At 65.9% G+C, this 16,672-nt stretch carries 15 protein-coding genes and 1 pseudogene; 1 reads left to right on the top strand and 15 read right to left on the bottom strand.

Translation table 11 applies throughout. The features are described 5' to 3' along the window. Positions 1 to 149: 149 nt before the first annotated feature. The 5 genes from AKI39_RS17075 to AKI39_RS17095 all read right to left on the bottom strand — a co-directional run bounded on the left by AKI39_RS17075 (position 150) and on the right by AKI39_RS17095 (position 5,673). Positions 150 to 791, bottom strand: coding sequence for a peroxiredoxin (locus tag AKI39_RS17075; RefSeq protein ID WP_066643222.1), 642 nt, complete (start codon positions 789 to 791; stop codon positions 150 to 152). Between the two features lie 142 nt (positions 792 to 933). Further along, positions 934 to 2,778 carry an acyl-CoA dehydrogenase gene (locus AKI39_RS17080; RefSeq protein WP_066638615.1) on the bottom strand — a complete coding sequence of 615 codons (1,845 nt, stop codon included), beginning with the start codon at positions 2,776 to 2,778 and terminating at the stop codon, positions 934 to 936. Positions 2,779 to 2,929: 151 nt separating this feature from the next. Beyond that, entirely contained in the window at positions 2,930 to 3,859 is a 930-nt protein-coding gene (locus AKI39_RS17085; RefSeq protein ID WP_066638617.1) for an electron transfer flavoprotein subunit alpha/FixB family protein, read from the bottom strand. A gap of 1 nt (position 3,860) precedes the next feature. Further along, positions 3,861 to 4,610 (bottom strand): electron transfer flavoprotein subunit beta/FixA family protein, encoded by a 750-nt coding sequence (locus AKI39_RS17090; protein ID WP_066638620.1) that lies wholly within the window; start codon positions 4,608 to 4,610, stop codon positions 3,861 to 3,863. Between the two features lie 139 nt (positions 4,611 to 4,749). Further along, the gene (locus AKI39_RS17095; RefSeq protein ID WP_066638622.1) at positions 4,750 to 5,673 is read right to left on the bottom strand and encodes a histone deacetylase family protein; all 924 of its coding nucleotides are present in this window, start codon (positions 5,671 to 5,673) and stop codon (positions 4,750 to 4,752) included. A gap of 9 nt (positions 5,674 to 5,682) precedes the next feature. On the opposite strand from AKI39_RS17095, the gene mltB reads away from it, so the two are divergent. Continuing rightward, positions 5,683 to 6,933, top strand: a complete 1,251-nt coding sequence (gene mltB / locus AKI39_RS17100; protein ID WP_066638625.1) for a lytic murein transglycosylase B — start codon at positions 5,683 to 5,685, stop codon at positions 6,931 to 6,933. On the opposite strand, the gene cysM is transcribed toward mltB, so the two are convergent. The 10 genes and pseudogenes from cysM to aroA form a co-directional block, all read right to left on the bottom strand. Further along, complete coding sequence (gene cysM / locus AKI39_RS17105; protein WP_066638628.1) at positions 6,906 to 7,817, bottom strand: cysteine synthase CysM; 912 nt, start codon at positions 7,815 to 7,817, stop codon at positions 6,906 to 6,908. The genes mltB and cysM overlap by 28 nt on opposite strands. A gap of 74 nt (positions 7,818 to 7,891) precedes the next feature. Beyond that, complete coding sequence (locus AKI39_RS17110) at positions 7,892 to 8,365, bottom strand: ComEA family DNA-binding protein (protein WP_083229127.1); 474 nt, start codon at positions 8,363 to 8,365, stop codon at positions 7,892 to 7,894. A gap of 118 nt (positions 8,366 to 8,483) precedes the next feature. Beyond that, positions 8,484 to 9,479, bottom strand: a complete 996-nt coding sequence (rfaD, locus tag AKI39_RS17115; protein ID WP_066638631.1) for an ADP-glyceromanno-heptose 6-epimerase — start codon at positions 9,477 to 9,479, stop codon at positions 8,484 to 8,486. Further along, entirely contained in the window at positions 9,476 to 10,414 is a 939-nt protein-coding gene (rfaE1, locus tag AKI39_RS17120) for a D-glycero-beta-D-manno-heptose-7-phosphate kinase (RefSeq protein WP_066638633.1), read from the bottom strand. The genes rfaD and rfaE1 overlap by 4 nt, the downstream gene beginning before the upstream one ends. Further along, positions 10,411 to 11,631: a lipopolysaccharide assembly protein LapB gene (gene lapB, locus AKI39_RS17125; protein WP_066638634.1), complete on the bottom strand. Its 1,221-nt coding sequence runs from the start codon at positions 11,629 to 11,631 to the stop codon at positions 10,411 to 10,413. Before lapB ends, rfaE1 begins: the two co-directional genes overlap by 4 nt. A 63-nt stretch (positions 11,632 to 11,694) precedes the next feature. Beyond that, positions 11,695 to 12,018, bottom strand: coding sequence for a LapA family protein (locus tag AKI39_RS17130; RefSeq protein WP_066638636.1), 324 nt, complete (start codon positions 12,016 to 12,018; stop codon positions 11,695 to 11,697). Positions 12,019 to 12,280: 262 nt separating this feature from the next. Further along, positions 12,281 to 12,643 (bottom strand): integration host factor subunit beta, encoded by a 363-nt coding sequence (locus tag AKI39_RS17135; RefSeq protein ID WP_066638638.1) that lies wholly within the window; start codon positions 12,641 to 12,643, stop codon positions 12,281 to 12,283. A gap of 6 nt (positions 12,644 to 12,649) precedes the next feature. Next, a complete protein-coding gene (gene rpsA / locus AKI39_RS17140) occupies positions 12,650 to 14,389 on the bottom strand; it encodes a 30S ribosomal protein S1 (protein WP_066638640.1) in 1,740 nt (579 codons plus the stop codon). A 183-nt stretch (positions 14,390 to 14,572) separates the two neighbouring features. Continuing rightward, a pseudogene (cmk, locus tag AKI39_RS17145) lies at positions 14,573 to 15,253 on the bottom strand ((d)CMP kinase); the annotation flags it as partial. Further along, positions 15,250 to 16,584, bottom strand: a complete 1,335-nt coding sequence (gene aroA / locus AKI39_RS17150) for a 3-phosphoshikimate 1-carboxyvinyltransferase (RefSeq protein ID WP_066638643.1) — start codon at positions 16,582 to 16,584, stop codon at positions 15,250 to 15,252. The pseudogene cmk and the gene aroA, both read right to left, overlap by 4 nt. Positions 16,585 to 16,672 lie beyond the last annotated feature (88 nt).

A 16,672-nucleotide genomic window follows, 5' to 3' on the forward strand; every position in this document is an offset into this window, starting at 1 on the left:
CATCAAACGAAGATGTGCTTGTTTGCATATTTCTGGAAGCGGAATCGCGGCGTGCTTGACGACCGCGGCCGGGAATATTCCCGCCGCGGCGCCCAAAAAAAAGCCTCCGTCCACCGGAGGCCTTCGACGCAAGCGGACGCTTGCCGCGCTTACTTGTTCGGTTGGGGCGTGATGCGCAGATAGGGCCGCACCGCCTTGTATCCCTTGGGGAATTTCTGCTTGATGACGTCCTCGTCCTTCAGCGACGGCACGATGATGACGTCGTCGCCATCCTGCCAATTCACCGGCGTGGCCACGCTGTGGCTGTCGGTCAATTGCAGCGAATCGATCACGCGCAGGATCTCGTTGAAGTTGCGGCCCGTGCTGGCGGGATAGGTAATGATCAGGCGTACCTTCTTGGCGGGATCGACGATGAATACCGAACGCACCGTGGCCGTGGCGCTGGCGTTCGGGTGAATCATGTCATACAGCTCCGATACCTTGCGGTCTTCGTCCGCCAGGATGGGGAAGTTGACCGTCGTTCCTTGCGTGTCGTTGATGTCGTCGATCCACTTGGTGTGCGAATCCACGGGGTCCACCGACAGCGCCAGCACTTTCACGTTGCGCTTGGCGAACTCGTCCGCCAGCTTGGCGGTATAGCCCAGTTCCGTGGTGCATACCGGCGTGAAGTCGGCCGGATGGGAAAAAAGCACACCCCAGCTATTGCCCAGGTACTCGTGAAAACGGATGGGGCCGACGGAGGATTTTTGCTCGAAATCGGGGGCTTCATCGCCCAAACGTAGTTGTCCCATGATCGATCCTTTCCGGAGAAAATAAAGGCCGGGCGCGAAATGCTGTCCGGCGGACATATGGGCTCGCGCCCATTCCCGACGCAATCCATCCCATGATTCTTGCATCAAACTCCGCTACACAAAAGCAAAAATGTATATAACTTTATGCAATATCGGAGTATCTCGCGCAGGTCTCCACGACAACGCCGGCCTGCACCGCGGACGATAGCGCCGCCGCCCGCGGAAGGATGTGCGCCCCATAGAAAAACGCCGTCGCCACCTTGTTGCGCAGAAATTCCGCGGACCATTCCGTACCCGTCGCATCGCCTTCGCTCAGAAGTCGCTCGCACGCTATCGCCGTCCGGCCCATCTGCCATCCCGCCACGAGTATCCCGGTGAGCATCAGGAAAGGCACGCTGCCCGCGAAAACCGCGCGCACGTTGCCCATCGCCGTGCGCGCCATGAACTCCAGGGCCTGCTGCTGAGCCTGCATGGCCTGCGCCAGATTGGCATGCAGTAGCGCCAGGGCCGGCGCGTTGCGGTCATCGGCCCGCGCCTGTGCCGCCTGCAGCGCATCCAGCGTCGCGCGGATCTCCTGCTGGATGCGGCGCGCGGTGGCGCCGCCGTCGCGCAGCAGCTTGCGCCCGATCAAGTCGTTTGCCTGGATGGCGGTCGTGCCTTCGTAGATCGGCAGGATGCGGGCGTCGCGATAGTGCTGCGCGGCTCCGGTCTCTTCGATATAGCCCATGCCGCCGTGTACCTGCACCCCCAGGGAAGCCACCTCCACCGCGGACTCCGTGCAGAACCCCTTGACCACGGGCACCATGAACTCGTAGAAAGCGCGGTTGCGGTCGCGCGTGCCCGCGTCCGGATGATGGTTCGCCATATCCAGGGCAGCCGCCGTCGCATAGGACAGCGAGCGTCCGCCTTCCGTCAAGGCCCGCATGGTCAACAGCATGCGCTGCACATCCGGATGGTGCGCGATGGTCACTGGCCCGCTCGAACCTTCCACGGCCCGGCCCTGGACGCGTTCGCGCGCATAGGCCACCGCCTGCTGCGTGGCCCGCTCGGCCAGCGCCACGCCCTGCTGTCCAACGGCATAGCGGGCCGCGTTCATCATGATGAACATGTATTCCAGGCCGTGGTTTTCCTCGCCCACCAGATGGCCGACCGCGCCCTCGCCCACGTCGCCCTTGCCCGCGCCATACATCAACACCGCCGTCGGGCTGCCGTGAATGCCCAGCTTGTGCTCCAGCGAGGCACACCACACATCGTTGCGCACGCCCGGGCGGCCGTCGGCGTCGGGCAGGTATTTGGGAACGACGAACAGCGATATGCCTTTCACGCCGCGCGGAGCATCAGGCGTGCGCGCCAGCACCAGATGGACGATGTTCTCGGCCATATCGTGTTCGCCGTAAGTAATGAAGATTTTCTGGCCCGCCAGACGGTAGCTGCCGTCCGGCTGCGGCACCGCGCGCGTGGCGATCTGCGCCAGGTCCGAGCCGGCTTGCGGTTCGGTCAGGTTCATCGTGCCGGTCCATTTGCCCGAGACCAGATTCGGCACATAGGTATTGCGCAGCGCTTCGCTGCCTACCGTCAGCAGGGCCTCGATCACGCCGTCGGTCAACAGCGGGCAAAGCGAAAAAGCAAGGCAGGCGGCATTGATGTTCTCGTTTGCAATCGCCGCCACCACCTTGGGCAGGCCCTGGCCGCCCCACGCGGGCGGATGCAGCAAGCCCTGCCAGCCGCCCTCGGCATAGGTGCGATAGGCCGCGGCATAGCCCGGCGGCGTGGCCACCGCACCGTCGCGCCAGGCGGCAGGCTGCCGATCGCCGGTGCGATTCAGCGGCGCCACGGCCTCTTCCACGAAGCGCGCGTTTTCGCGCAGCACCGCATCCACCAGATCCGCGGAAACCTCTGCGTATCCCGGCAAGGCCAGGATGTCGTCCAGGCTGGCCAGTTCCTTCAGGGTGAAGCGGATATCCGCGATCGGTACGTGGTAGCTCATGTCGTCTCCTTGTCGGACGCAACCGGCGGCCGCCGTGCGGGACGCCGGGTGCGCCCCGGCCCACGCCGAAAGCACAACGGCCGTCCACCAGGACGGCCGTTGCTGTGCGCGCGGCGAACCGCAATGCGCCTTGGTCTGCCTATATTAAAGCTTAAAGCGCGCTGACCAGTTCGGGCACTAGCGTGAACAGATCGCCCACCAGGCCGTAGTCCGCCACGCCGAAAATCGGCGCTTCCGCATCCTTGTTGATGGCCACGATGACCTTGGAATCCTTCATCCCCGCCAAATGCTGGATGGCGCCGGAAATGCCGACCGCCACGTACAGCTGCGGGGCGACGATCTTGCCGGTCTGGCCCACCTGCCAGTCGTTGGGCGCATAGCCGGCATCGACGGCCGCGCGCGAGGCACCCAGCGCCGCGCCCAGCTTGTCGGCCAGCGGATCCAGGATCTTGAAGTTCTCCGCGCTGCCCAGCCCGCGGCCGCCCGATACCACCGCGCGCGCGCCCGCCAGTTCAGGACGATCGCTCTTGGCCACTTCGCGGCCGACGAACGACGACAGGCCGCTGTCGGCCACCGGCGCCACGGTGTCGACCTGGGCCGAACCGCCTTGCGCGGCCGCGGCGTCGAAGGCCGTCGTGCGCACCGTAATGACCTTGACCGCATCGCTGGACTGGACCGTGGCGATCGCATTGCCCGCATAGATGGGCCGCTCGAAGGTATCCGCGGAGTCCACCGCCGAAATGTCGGAAATCTGCGCGACATCCAGCTTGGCGGCCACGCGCGGCGCGACGTTCTTGCCGGAGGCCGTGGCCGGGAACAGGATGTGGCTGTAGGCCTGCGCCACCGCCAGCACCTGAGCGGCGAGGTTTTCCGCCAGGCCGTTGGCCAGGTGCGGCGCATCGGCCAGCAGTACCTTGGACACGCCCGCGATACGGGCGGCTTGCTCCGCGACGGCTTGCGCGCCGCCGCCGGCCACCAGCACGTGTACGTCGCCGCCCAGCTTGGCGGCCGCGGCGACCGTGTTCAGCGTCGCCCCTTTCAGCTGGGCGTTATCGTGTTCGGCAATAACCAGGCTCGTCATCTCAAACCACCTTCGCTTCGTTCTTCAGTTTGTCCACCAGCGTCGCCACGTCGGGCACCTTGATGCCGGCCTTGCGCGCGGGCGGCTCGGTCACCTTCAAGGTCTTCAGGCGCGGCGCCGGATCCACGCCCAGGTCCTGCGGCGTGACGGTGTCCAGCGTCTTCTTCTTGGCCTTCATGATGTTCGGCAGCGTGACGTAGCGCGGCTCGTTCAGGCGCAGGTCGGTGGTGACGATGGCGGGCAGCTTCAGCGCCACGGTTTCCAGGCCGCCGTCGACCTCGCGGGTGACCGTGGCCTTGCCGTCGGCGATCTCCACCTTGTTGGCGAAGGTGGCCTGCGGCCAGTCCAGCAGCGCGGCCAGCATCTGGCCCGTCTGGTTGGCGTCGTCATCGATGGCCTGCTTGCCGAGGATGACCAGCTGCGGCTGCTCCTTGTCCACCAGCGCCTTCAAGAGCTTGGCGACGGCCAGCGGCTGCAACTCGGCATCGGTCTGCACCAGGACGCCGCGGTCCGCCCCGATGGCCATGGCCGTGCGCAGGGTTTCCTGGCACTGCGCGACGCCGCACGACACCGCGATGACTTCGCTTGCCGTGCCGTTTTCCTTGAGCCGGGTGGCCTCTTCCACGGCGATTTCGTCGAACGGGTTCATCGACATTTTGACGTTGGCAATGTCGACGCCCGTTTGATCGGATTTCACGCGCACCTTGACGTTGTAGTCAACCACGCGTTTGACCGGTACCAAGACCTTCATCCAGCAGCCTCCAGATATCGAATAATCGAACGCCGCGCGAAAACCGCGGCGTATAGTGGAATCGCCTGATTCTACAACCTTGGGGGCACGGCCTGCCCTGCCCCCGTTTCACGTCGCGAAAAGCAAGCGGCAACGGCGGCTACAAGCGCGCCAGCTCGCGGATATGGGCGACCGCGCTGCGGCCCAGCGCGGAAAGGTCGTAGCCCCCTTCCAGCATGCTGACCACGCGGCCCTGGGCATGGCGATCGGCAAGTTGCATGAGCTGGTTCGTGATCCAGGCGTAATCGGCCTCGACCAAGCCCAGTTGGCCCAGTTCGTCCTCGCGATGGGCGTCGAAGCCGGCCGATACCAGCACCAGTTGCGGACGGTGGGCCTCCAGCCGCGGCAGCCAGATCCGCGTCACGATGTCGCGCACCTCGGCGCCGGCCGTGTACGCCGCCACGGGCACATTGAGCATATTGTCCGCGGCCGGATCGGCGCCGCTATAGGGATAGAACGGGTGCTGGAAAATCCCGCACATCAGCACGCGCGCATCGCCCGCGAAGATATCCTCGGTGCCATTGCCATGGTGCACGTCGAAGTCCACGATGGCCACGCGCTCCAGGCCGTAGCGCGCCATGGCGTGATGCGCGGCGATCGCGACGTTGTTGAACAGGCAGAAACCCATGGCACGGTCGCGGCAGGCATGATGGCCGGGTGGACGGACCGCGCAGAAGGCCGTGGGCGCCTCGCCTGCCATGATCCAGTCCACCGCCTGCACACCCGCACCCGCGGCATGCAAGGCGGCCTCGTAGCTGTGCGGATTCATGTGGGTATCCGGATCCAGCGCGCGGTAGCCCGCGCTGGGCACCGCCGCGGCCAAGGCATCCACATAGGCCGCGTCATGGGCGCGCAACAGGGCCTCGCGTGGCGCGGGACCGGCTTCGCGCGCATCCAGGTAGGGCATGATGCCGCTGGCCAGCAGCTGATCCGAGATGGCATCGAGTCTCTGCGGACATTCGGGATGCCACTCGCCCATTTCATGCAGCCGGCAGGATGGGTGGGTAAGATACAGGGTCTCCATGGAAGGATTATGTTCACCTGTCGGCAATTACTGCAACTCGGCCTGATAACCACCCTGCTATTGACGGGCTGCTCCACCGCCCGCAACCGGCCGGATGGCATCCCCGGCGCGGCGGGCGCCCAGGCGCCGGCTGTTCCGGACGCGTCGGTGCCGCGCATCCGCATCGGCCCGCCCCCCGGGGTAGGCTCCGCATCCACGATAGGCAGCGAAGGCGGCGCCGTAACGGCCGATGAGCAGCGGTCCGCGGTCGCGGCGCCGGACGGCCAGATGCGAGCGGACGTGCAGGCCTTCATCCAGCAACTGTCCACGGAACGCGGCCTGCCCGCATCCCAGCTGGCCGGGGCGCTGGCCGATGCCCGCTATAGCCCCGCCGTGGCACGGCTGATTGCCCCGCCGCCGGGCCGGAAGATCTCGCGCAGCTGGGCCACGTATCGGGCCCGCGTGGTGGAACCGAAGCGCATCGGCTGGGGCATGACATTCTGGCAGGAGAACGCCGATACGCTGAACCAGGCGGCGCAGCGTTTCGGCGTGCCGCCGGCCATCATCGTGGGCATCATCGGCGTGGAAACCCTGTACGGCCGCAACATGGGGAATTTCCGCGTCCTGGACGCGCTGTCGACCCTGGCCTTCGACTATCCGGACCCGTCCAAGCCCGAACGCGCGCAGATGTTCCAATCGCAACTGGCGGATTTCCTGACATTGGCGCTGCAGGGCAAACTGGACCTGCAGACCCAAGGGTCCTATGCCGGCGCCATCGGCATGCCGCAGTTCATGCCGGGCAGCATCATGCGCTATGCGGTGGATGGGGACGGCAGCGGCCATATCGACCTGGCCAACAACCCCCGCGACGCCATTCTGTCGGTGGGCAATTTCCTGATGGAGCACGGTTGGGAACGGGGCCGCCCGGTGTTCGCGCCGGTTCTTTTACCCGCCGATGCCGGACGGCTGGTGGACGGCGGGCTGGCGCCGACGCGCACATGGCCGCAACTGCAGGCCGCGGGCGCGACCCTGACCGCGAGCGCGACGCCGGTTTCAGATACCGGCTGGCAGCAGGGCATGCTGGGTGTCATTGACTTGCCGGAGGAGTCCGCCGGTACCGCCGAATACCGCACCGGCACGGTGAATTTCTTTGCCCTGACGCAATACAACCACAGCTATTTCTACGCCACGTCCGTGGCGGACCTGGCCACCGCCATCCAGGCGCGCATGGGCGCCATGGCGGCCCAATCGCTTCAGTTGAACACGCCGGTGGACAGATAGCGGTCGCCACGGTCGCACACGATGAACACGATGGTGGCGTTTTCCACGCGGGCGGCCACGCGCAGCGCGGCCAGCAGCGCGCCGGCCGAGGAAATGCCGGCGAAGATGCCCTCTTCCGCCGCCAGGCGGCGGGCCATGGCTTCGGCATCGGCCTGCTTGATGTTTTCGTAGGCATCCACGCGGCTGCGATCGAAAATGGCCGGCAGATAGGCTTCCGGCCATTTGCGTATGCCGGGGATCTGCGAGCCTTCCTCGGGCTGCGCGCCGATCACCTGGATGGCGGAATTACGCGCCTTCAGATAGGTGGACACGCCCATGATGGTGCCGGTGGTCCCCATCGCGCTGACGAAATGGGTGATGCCGCCCTCGGTCTGGCTCCAGAGTTCGGGCCCCGTGCCTTCGATATGCGCGCGGGGATTGTCCGGATTGGCGAACTGGTCCAGGACCTTGCCCTTGCCTTCGCTCTGCATCGCCATCGCCAGATCGCGCGCGTACTCCATGCCGCCCTTGTTCGCCGGCGTCAGGATCAACTGCGCGCCATACGCGGTCATGGCGGCACGTCGTTCCACCGAGAGGTTGTCCGGCATGATCAGGATCATGCGGTAGCCACGCATCGCCGCCACCATGGCCAGCGCAATGCCGGTGTTGCCGCTCGTGGCCTCGATCAACGTGTCGCCGGGCTTGATTTCGCCGCGCGCCTCGGCGTGGCGGATCATGGACAAGGCGGGACGGTCCTTGACCGAACCGGCGGGATTGTTGCCTTCCAGCTTGGCCAGGATGACGTTGCCGCGGGCGGCATTATCCGACCCGGGGATGCGCTGCAGGCGAACCAATGGCGTATTGCCGACGGTCTGTTCGACGGTGGGATAGGTAACGGGTTTCATGCCCCCACTATAACTCGGCCAAAAATGCGCCGACGCCTTGGCCGCGTCGGCGCAAGGGGCACGCAATACGCGGATCAGCGCGCGCCGCGCGGCGCGCTGCGTCCGGCTTGCGCATCCTTGTTGTTCCGGCCGCCTGGGGTGGCCCCCGCGGCGGGGGCGGACGGGGAACGGGCGCCCGGCGCGGCGACGCCCGGCGACACGCGCAGGCCGGCGGCTTCCAGGGCTTGCGCACGGCGCGGTCCGATGCCGCGGACGCGTTCGGACAGATCTTCCATGGATTCGAAGCGGCCGCCGCGTTCGCGTTCCTTGACGATGGTTTCGGCCGTCTTGGGCCCTACACCGCGGATGGCGCGCAACTGGTCGACCGTCGCGCTGTTTACGTCCAGCGCCCGCGCGGGCAGCACTGCCATGGCCAGGCCGGCGGCAAGCGCCAGGCGGCCGAACGCGCGCTGCCAGCGCGTATGCCGCGGCGCCGGCGTGGGCGGCGCGGCGACGCAGGCCGGCGCCGCCGGAACGGTCGCCACGGAATTGTGCAGAAAAGGATACATAAGGGCCTCCGGACAGCGGTGAAAGGCGTTGATGGGCGGCGTCTGAAACGCCGAAGCCATCATCGCCCGCCGCCATCCGGGGCGGAGCGCGAGTGAACGTAAACGTCCACCCGGGAATCTACGCCTGCTTGCGCGCGCGCCAGTAGCGCACGTATTCGGCCACCCCCGTCTGCACGTCCCGCATCGGTTGGTCGAAGCCCGCCGCGCGCAGACGGCTGGTGTCGGCCTGCGTGTAGCTCTGGTAGCGGCCCTTCAGATCGTCCGGGAAGGGGATATAGCGGATCAGCCCCTGGCTGACGAGCTGGTCCAGGGGCAGCGGGGCTTCCCCGCGCTCTTCGCGCAGGCTGTTGACCACGGCCATCGCCACATCGTTGAAGGGCTGGGCGCGGCCGGTGCCGCAGTTGAAGACGCCCGAGGTCCGCGGGTTGTCCAGGAAGTGCAGGTTGACCGCCACCACGTCCTCGACGGAAATGAAGTCGCGGCTTTGGCCGCCGTCCGGGTAGCCGTCCCAGCCGGCGAACAGGCGCACATGCCCCTCCGCCAGGAACTGGTTCATGTTGTGGAAGGCCACGGACGCCATGCGGCCCTTGTGCTGCTCGTGCGGGCCGTAGACATTGAAGTAGCGCAGGCCCACGGCCTGGGCCGTCAGCGACGACAGCCGCGTGCGCAGCACCTGGTCGAAGAGCAGCTTGGAATAACCGTAGACGTTCAGCGGCTGCTCGTTGGCGGGATCTTCCGCATAGACCGACGACCCGCCATAGGTTGCCGCCGAGGATGCATACAGGAAGGGCACGCATTCCGATTGGCAATAGTCGAACAATTCCAGCGTCACGCGGTAATTGTTGTCCATCATGTACTTGCCGTTGCGCTCGGTCGTGTCGGAACACGCGCCCTGGTGAAACACGGCGTCCATCTTCGGCAACGAGCGGGCGTTCACCAGCTGGCGGAAGTAGTCCTTGTCCATGTAGTCCGCGATCCGGCAATCCGCCAGGTTCACGAACTTGTCGCCATCGCTGAGGTCGTCCACCGCGATGATGTCCTGGATGCCGCGCCGGTTCAGACCGCGCACCAGGTTGCTGCCGATGAAGCCTGCCGCTCCGGTCACGACGATCATGATAGGTCTCCCAGTTCCTTGGCGCTGACGGTGGATGTTCCCAGCTTGCCGACCACCACGCCGCCGGCGCGGTTGGCCCAACGCATGGCCTGCGGCCACGGCATGCCGACCGCGCGCGTCACCGCCAGCGTGGCCAGCACGGTATCGCCCGCGCCGGAGACGTCGAATACCTCGTGCGCCTGGGCATCCACGTGTTCCCGGCCGTCATCCGTGAACAGCGTCATGCCCTGTTCCGAGCGGGTCACCAGCAACGCCTCCAGCGCCAGGTCCGCGCGCAGGCGCTGAGCGCGCCCTGCCAGGTCGTCCTCGGAGGTCCATCGGCCCACCGCCTGCTGCATTTCCGAACGGTTGGGCGTGACCAGCGTGGCGCCGCGATAGATATCGTAATGATCGCCCTTGGGATCCACCAGCACCGGGATGCCGGCCTTGCGGGCGCTATGGATGAGCTGCGACACGCGCGCCAGCGCCCCCTTGGCGTAGTCCGACACCACTACCACGTCATGGCCGGCCAGGTGCCGTTCGAATTCCGCGCCCAAGGCATCCAGGGCGGCGACACGCGGGGACTCTTCGAAGTCCACTCGCAGCAGCTGCTGCTGGCGGCCTAGTACGCGCATCTTCAGCGTGGTGGGATGGCCCGCATCGGCGACCAGGGCCGGCGCGATGCCGGCATCGTGCGCCAGCGCGTGGATCCGTTCGCCGGCCTCGTCGGCGCCGACGACGCCGATGAGCGTGGCCCGGCCACCGAGTGCGACCACGTTGCGCGCCACGTTGGCGGCGCCGCCCAGGCGATCCTCACGGCGGGCCACGCGCACGATGGGCACCGGCGCTTCCGGCGATACGCGGTCGACTTCGCCGAACCAGTAGCGGTCCAGCATGACGTCGCCCACGACCAGGATGCGGCGACGCGAAATGTCGTCAACGGGAAATGCACTCATTCAAGTTCTTCCAGACGGCGCGGCGCGTAGGTCTCCCACGCGTTGCAACCAGGACATTGCCAATAATAGCGGCGCGCCTGAAAGCCGCAGGAACGGCAGGCGTAGCGATCGAGGCGCTGGGTGTGCTTGTGGATCAGGCTGCGCAACAGGCTGAGATCGGCGCCCGGCACGGGGCTGGTCTCGCCATCGCCGCCGGGTGCCGCCAATTCGGCTTCCAGCAAGCGGTCCAGGCCCAGCAGCGAGGGATGATGGCGCAGCGCCGAACGGGCGAACGCCCAGGCCGGGGCCGCGCCCTGCAGCGCGCGCAATTCGCGGAAGACCACGTTGAACAGGTCCAGCGAGGGATAGTTGGCGTACTGCTTTTGCAGCAGCTCCAGCGCGGCGGCAGCGCCGTTGTTGGCGCGATAGCTGTTGAGCAGCGATTCCGCCACCAGGCCGGCGAATTCCGGCTCGTCGGTCAGGACGGACTCCAGATGCAGGCGTTCGCGCTTGGCATCGCCCTCCAGGGCGGCAAGCCGGGCACGCAGCATGGAAATCCGCACCAGCGACCCCTTGCTGGGCGAACTGCCTTCGCCCGCGATACTGGCCGCATGGTCGGCCGCGTCCAGGGCGGCCAGGGCGGCATCGACGTCCGGCGGCTGCAAGGACATGGCCTGCTGCGCCTGTTCGCAGTGGTAATGCACCAGTTGGGGCACCGGCTCATCCACCAGGCCGCGCAGCGTCTTGACGGCTTCGATGGCCCGAGGCCAATCATGTTCGGATTCGTAGATGCGGATCAGCGAACGCAGGGCGGGCAGCGAATAACGCGTATCGCGCAGCTGTTTGAAGCCTGCTTCGGCGCGGTCCAGCATGCCGGCCTTCAGGAAGTCCTGGGCCAGCTCGTGCTGGGCGTGTTCGCGTTCCGCGACAGGCAGGTCGGCGCGGTTGAGCAGGCTTTGGTGCACGCGGATGGCGCGTTCCATTTCACCGCGGCGGCGGAACAGGCTGCCCAGCGCGAAGTGCAGTTCGGTGGTTTCCGGATCCAGCTTGGCGACTTCGACGAACGCATCGATCGCGCGATCCGGCTCTTCATTCAACAGGAAGTTCAGGCCACGGAAGTAGGAGTCCGGCAGGACACGGGTTTCCGACAGCATCTGGCGGATATCGAAACGCGCGGCCAGCCAGCCGAGCGCGAACAACAGGGGGACGAATATCAACCACCAGGGTTCAAAATCCACGGCGCTCGCTCTTGAGGGGTTGGGACGCGCGCGGCGGCGCGGCAATGAAAACGGCCACCGGCATTACAGGGGTGACATGGGGGCTATGGCTTCCGGCGGCACATTGGCCGGCTGGCCAGCCTGGTTGTTCAGGGCGGCCTGCATACGGTCCAATTCCTTGCGCAGGCGCACGGCTTCGCGCCGGCGGCGCATGGCTGCGGGTACGGTCAACAGCAACCCGAAAATCGCGCCCACCACGAAGGTGATGAGCATGACGACGATGAGCGGTACATCGTGCATGATGTAGTCGCCGTAGAAATTGACCTGGACAGGGTTGGTGTTCTTGAGCGCGAACATCAGCACCGCGACGAATACGATCAATCGCAGCGCCCAGACGAAATAGCGCATGACGCGAGCTCCACAAGGTTCAGTATCGGGATTGTAAGCGCGCTTTGACCCCGGTAGCCCAATCCTCTTGAATGGGCCGATATATCGGCTTTCCACCCCCCAGGGTCGTTCTGCCTTGGAGCGGCGCCAAGGCAAAAAGGCCGCCGTAGAACGGCGGCCTTTTGCATACTATCGGAGAGACCCGACGGAGAAGATCCATGGGGACGGTGTAGACCCCTGCGACACCCCTGTACCGGCGAAGTGGCAACCGCCACCGCCCGGATCAGAGCATCGCGTGGGCACCTACGCCCGACACCGCGGTTTCCACGCTGTCGCCGGCGGCATTCGACGATGCATCGTCGGTGCTGTCCAGGTCGACACGTTCGCGAAGTTCCTTGCCCGCCTTGAAATGCGGCACCTGCTTGCCAGGCACCAGCACCTGTTCGCCGGATTTGGGATTACGGCCGATGCGCGGCGAACGCCGCGACAGCGAAAAACTGCCGAAACCCCGGATTTCGATGCGCTGGCCCGCGGCAAGCGCCTGGGCCATCGCATCGAGAATCGTCTTCACGGCGAAATCGGTATCGCGGGCGGCCAGCTGTGGATAGCGGGCCGCCAAGGCGGCGATAAGCTCCGACTTGGTCACAACGATTTAACCGTCGTTGCGCTGCTGGTCCAGCTTGGCCTTCAGCAGGGCGCCCAGGTTGGTGGTGCCCGACGAAGCGCTGGCTTCAGACATGCGCTGGATCGTATCCGCGGTTTCGGCGTTGTCACGCGCCTTGATGGACAACTGGATCGAACGCGTCTTGCGATCGACGTTGACGATCATGGCTTCGATGTTGTCGCCGGCGTTCAGCACCGTCGTGGCGTCTTCGACACGGCCCGACGAGATCTCGGAAGCACGCAGATAGCCTTCGACATCCACGGACAGCGTCACCACGGCGCCCTTGGGCTCGACCGATTTGATCGTGCCGGGAACGACCGCACCCTTGTCATGGGTGGCGACGAAGTTGTTGAACGGATCGCCTTCCAGCTGCTTGACGCCCAGCGAGATGCGTTCCTTGTCGGTGTCGATGCCCAGGACCACGGCTTCGATTTCGTCGCCCTTCTTGAAGTTGCGCACGGCTTCTTCGCCGGTTTCCGTCCACGACAGGTCGGACAGGTGCACCAGGCCATCGATACCGCCGGGCAGGCCGACGAACACGCCGAAGTCCGTGATGGACTTGATCGCGCCCTGGACCTTGTCGCCACGCTTGAAGTTCGTGGCGAATTCTTCCCACGGATTCTGTCGGCACTGCTTCATGCCCAGCGAGATGCGGCGACGGTCTTCGTCGATTTCCAGGACCATGACTTCGACTTCTTCGCCCAGGGTAACAACCTTGCGCGGGTCGACGTTCTTGTTGGTCCAGTCCATTTCGGAGACGTGCACCAGGCCTTCGATGCCGGCTTCGACTTCGACGAACGCGCCGTAGTCGGTGAGGTTGGTGACCTTGCCGAACAGACGGGTGCCCTGCGGATAGCGGCGAGCCAGGCCCACCCACGGATCTTCGCCCAGCTGCTTGACGCCCAGCGAGACGCGGCTCTTTTCCTGGTCGAACTTGAGGACCTTGGCTTCCACTTCCTGGCCCACCTGCAGGACCTCGGAGGGGTGACGCACGCGGCGCCATGCCATGTCGGTGATGTGCAGCAGGCCGTCGATACCGCCCAGGTCCACGAACGCGCCGTAGTCGGTGATGTTCTTGACCACGCCCTTGACCACCGCGCCTTCGTGCAGGGTTTCCAGCAGCTTCTGGCGCTCTTCGCCCATGCTGGCTTCCAGCACCTGGCGGCGGGACAGCACGACGTTGTTGCGCTTGCGGTCGAGCTTGATGACCTTGAATTCGAGGGTCTTGCCTTCGTACGGCGTGGTGTCCTTGACCGGACGCAGGTCCACCAGCGAGCCCGGCAGGAACGCGCGGATGCCGTTGGTCATGACAGTCAGGCCGCCCTTCACCTTGCCGGTGATGGTGCCGGTGACCAGTTCGCCGTTTTCCAGTGCCTGCTCGAGCTGCAGCCAGGCCGACAGGCGCTTGGCGCGGTCGCGCGACAGGATGGTGTCGCCATAGCCGTTTTCCAGCGAATCGATGGCCACCGAGACGAAATCGCCCGGGTTGACTTCGACTTCGCCCTGATCATTCAGGAATTCTTCCAGCGGAATCAGCGCTTCGGACTTGAGCCCAGCATTGACGACGACAAAGTTGTGGTCGATACGCACGACTTCGGCGCTGATGACCTCGCCGGACTTCATGTCCTGGTCTTTGAGGCTTTCGGCAAACAGGTCGGCAAAGCTTTCGCTGCCCATGGCGTCGCGGACAGCAGTAGAGGGATTGGAAGACATTGAATTGAAATCCATAGGCCGGAATGGCCTTGTTATATATGCACGCCAGCGCGGGTTGCCCGTACCAGCGGAGTGGAACAAAAACCGTCGGAAACAGCGCTATCTAGGAGCGATATTCCCGGCGGCGCCGGAAAAACCTTTTGCTTTCCCCGCCGCGCCCGCCGTGGCAGGCGCGGACCCGCTGTTACGCAGGCCGTTCCAGAGATCGAGTATGGCTTGCACCGTTTCCTGGGCCGTCATTTTGGACGAATCCAACACCCGGGCGTCTTCAGCAGGCGCCAGGGGCGCCACCGTACGCTGGGTATCGCGGGCGTCGCGCTCGCGCATATCTCGCAAAAGGTCATCTAGATTAGCAGAAATACCCTTTTCCATCAACTGCTTACGCCTTCTTTCGGCACGTGCCTCGACGTCGGCCACTAGGAAAATCTTGAGCGCAGCGTCCGGAAAGACCACCGTCCCCATGTCGCGGCCATCCGCGACCAGCCCAGGCACCCGGCGGAAGGCGCGCTGCCGGTCCAGCAAGGCCTGTCGCACCGACCCGAAAGCCGCCACCCGCGAGGCGAAATTGCCCACCCTTTCCTGGCGGATGTCGTAGCCGACTTCCCGGCCGTCCAGGTAGATATGCTGTCCCTCGAAACGCACCGCCAGCGTGCGGGCGGCCTCGGCCACGCCGGCTTCGTCCTCCGGCGCGATGCCCAGGTCCAGCGCGGCCAGCGCGGTCAGACGGTAGAGCGCCCCGCTGTCGAGCACGGTCCACCCCAGCCGCCGGGCCACGCCATGCGCGACGGTGCCTTTGCCCGAGGCGGTCGGGCCATCGATGGCGATCACCGGCGGCAGCGCCGGCGCGGTCGCCAGGGACGTGTCGTCTGCCTGCGTCATACGGGCTCCTCGCCGCCGACCAGGCCGGCATAGACATCGAAATACGTGGGAAAAGTCTTGCTGACGCATCCCGGGTCCAGGATGCGCACGGCGGCCGGCCCGAAGGCGGCCAGCGACATCGACATGGCCATCCGGTGATCGTCCCAGGTGCCGATTTCCGCATCGCGCCAACCATCCGGCCCGGGCGGCGTGACTTCCAGCCAGTCGGGGCCCGAGGACACGCCGGCCCCGAGTTTGCTCAGTTCCGTCTGCATGGCATGGATGCGATCGGTTTCCTTGACGCGCCAGCTGCCGATATTGCGCAGGCGGCACGGGCCGTCGGCAAACAGCGCCAGCGCCGCCGCCGTCATGGCGGCATCGGGAATCAGGTTGAAATCGGCGTCGAAGGCGCGCAGGGTTTCGCCGCGCGCCACGCATACGCCGCGCGATTCGATCCAATCGCCGCCGAATTCGATGCGCACGCCCATGGTTTCAAGGGTGTGGGCAAAGGCCACGTCGCCCTGGATGCTGTCGCGCCCGACGCCCTGCACCCGCACCGGCCCGCCGCCCACGGCCCCCAGCGCCAGGAAATACGAGGCGGACGAGGCATCGCCTTCGACCGCGATGCGCCCGGGGCTGCGATAGCATGCGCCCACGGGCACGGTAAAGCGCGACCAGCCTTCGCGCTTTACCGCGACGCCGTAGCGCGCCATCAGGTTCAGCGTGATTTCGATATACGGCTTGGAGATCAGGTCGCCCACGATCTCGATGACCAGCGGCTCGCCCACGGTGTCGGTATAGATGGGCGCGGCCAGCAGCATGGCGGTCAGGAACTGGCTGGACACGGCGCCCGGCATGCGCACGGGCCCCTGCGTACCGAGCGTGCCGCTGCCAATGCGCAAGGGGGGATAGCCTTCGCGGCCGGTGTAGTCGATCCTCGCGCCTAGCGCGCGCAAGGCATCGACCAGGTCGCCGATGGGCCGTTCATGCATGCGGGGAACGCCGGAAACGCCATAGTCGCCACCCATCAGCGCCAGCGCCGCGGTCAGCGGCCGCACGGCGGTGCCGGCATTGCCCAGGAAAAGATCCGCGGCCGGCTGAGGAAAGCGCCCCGCGCCGCACACCGTGACGCGCCCTTCCCCGCGTTCGTCCAGCGTGACGCCCAACGCGCGCAGCGCCGCCAGCATCACCCGCGTATCGTCCGAGTCCAGCAGGCCGCTGATTTCGGTCGTACCGTCGGCCAGCGCCGCCAGCAGCAGCACGCGGTTGGAAATACTCTTGGACCCGGGCAGGGATACCGTGCCTCGCGCCTGGGTCGCGCGCGGCAGATCGAGAAAAGAAGGTCCGCTCATGTAAGCCGTGTCCTGTGGTAAACCGTGTTCCGTCGCGCTGCCGCCGGCCGCCACTGCGCGAACCGCCCCGATGAAGACGTGAAGCGGC

Origin of the sequence: Bordetella sp. H567, from assembly GCF_001704295.1 — a bacterium.
In the GTDB taxonomy this organism is placed as follows: domain Bacteria; phylum Pseudomonadota; class Gammaproteobacteria; order Burkholderiales; family Burkholderiaceae_B; genus Bordetella_C.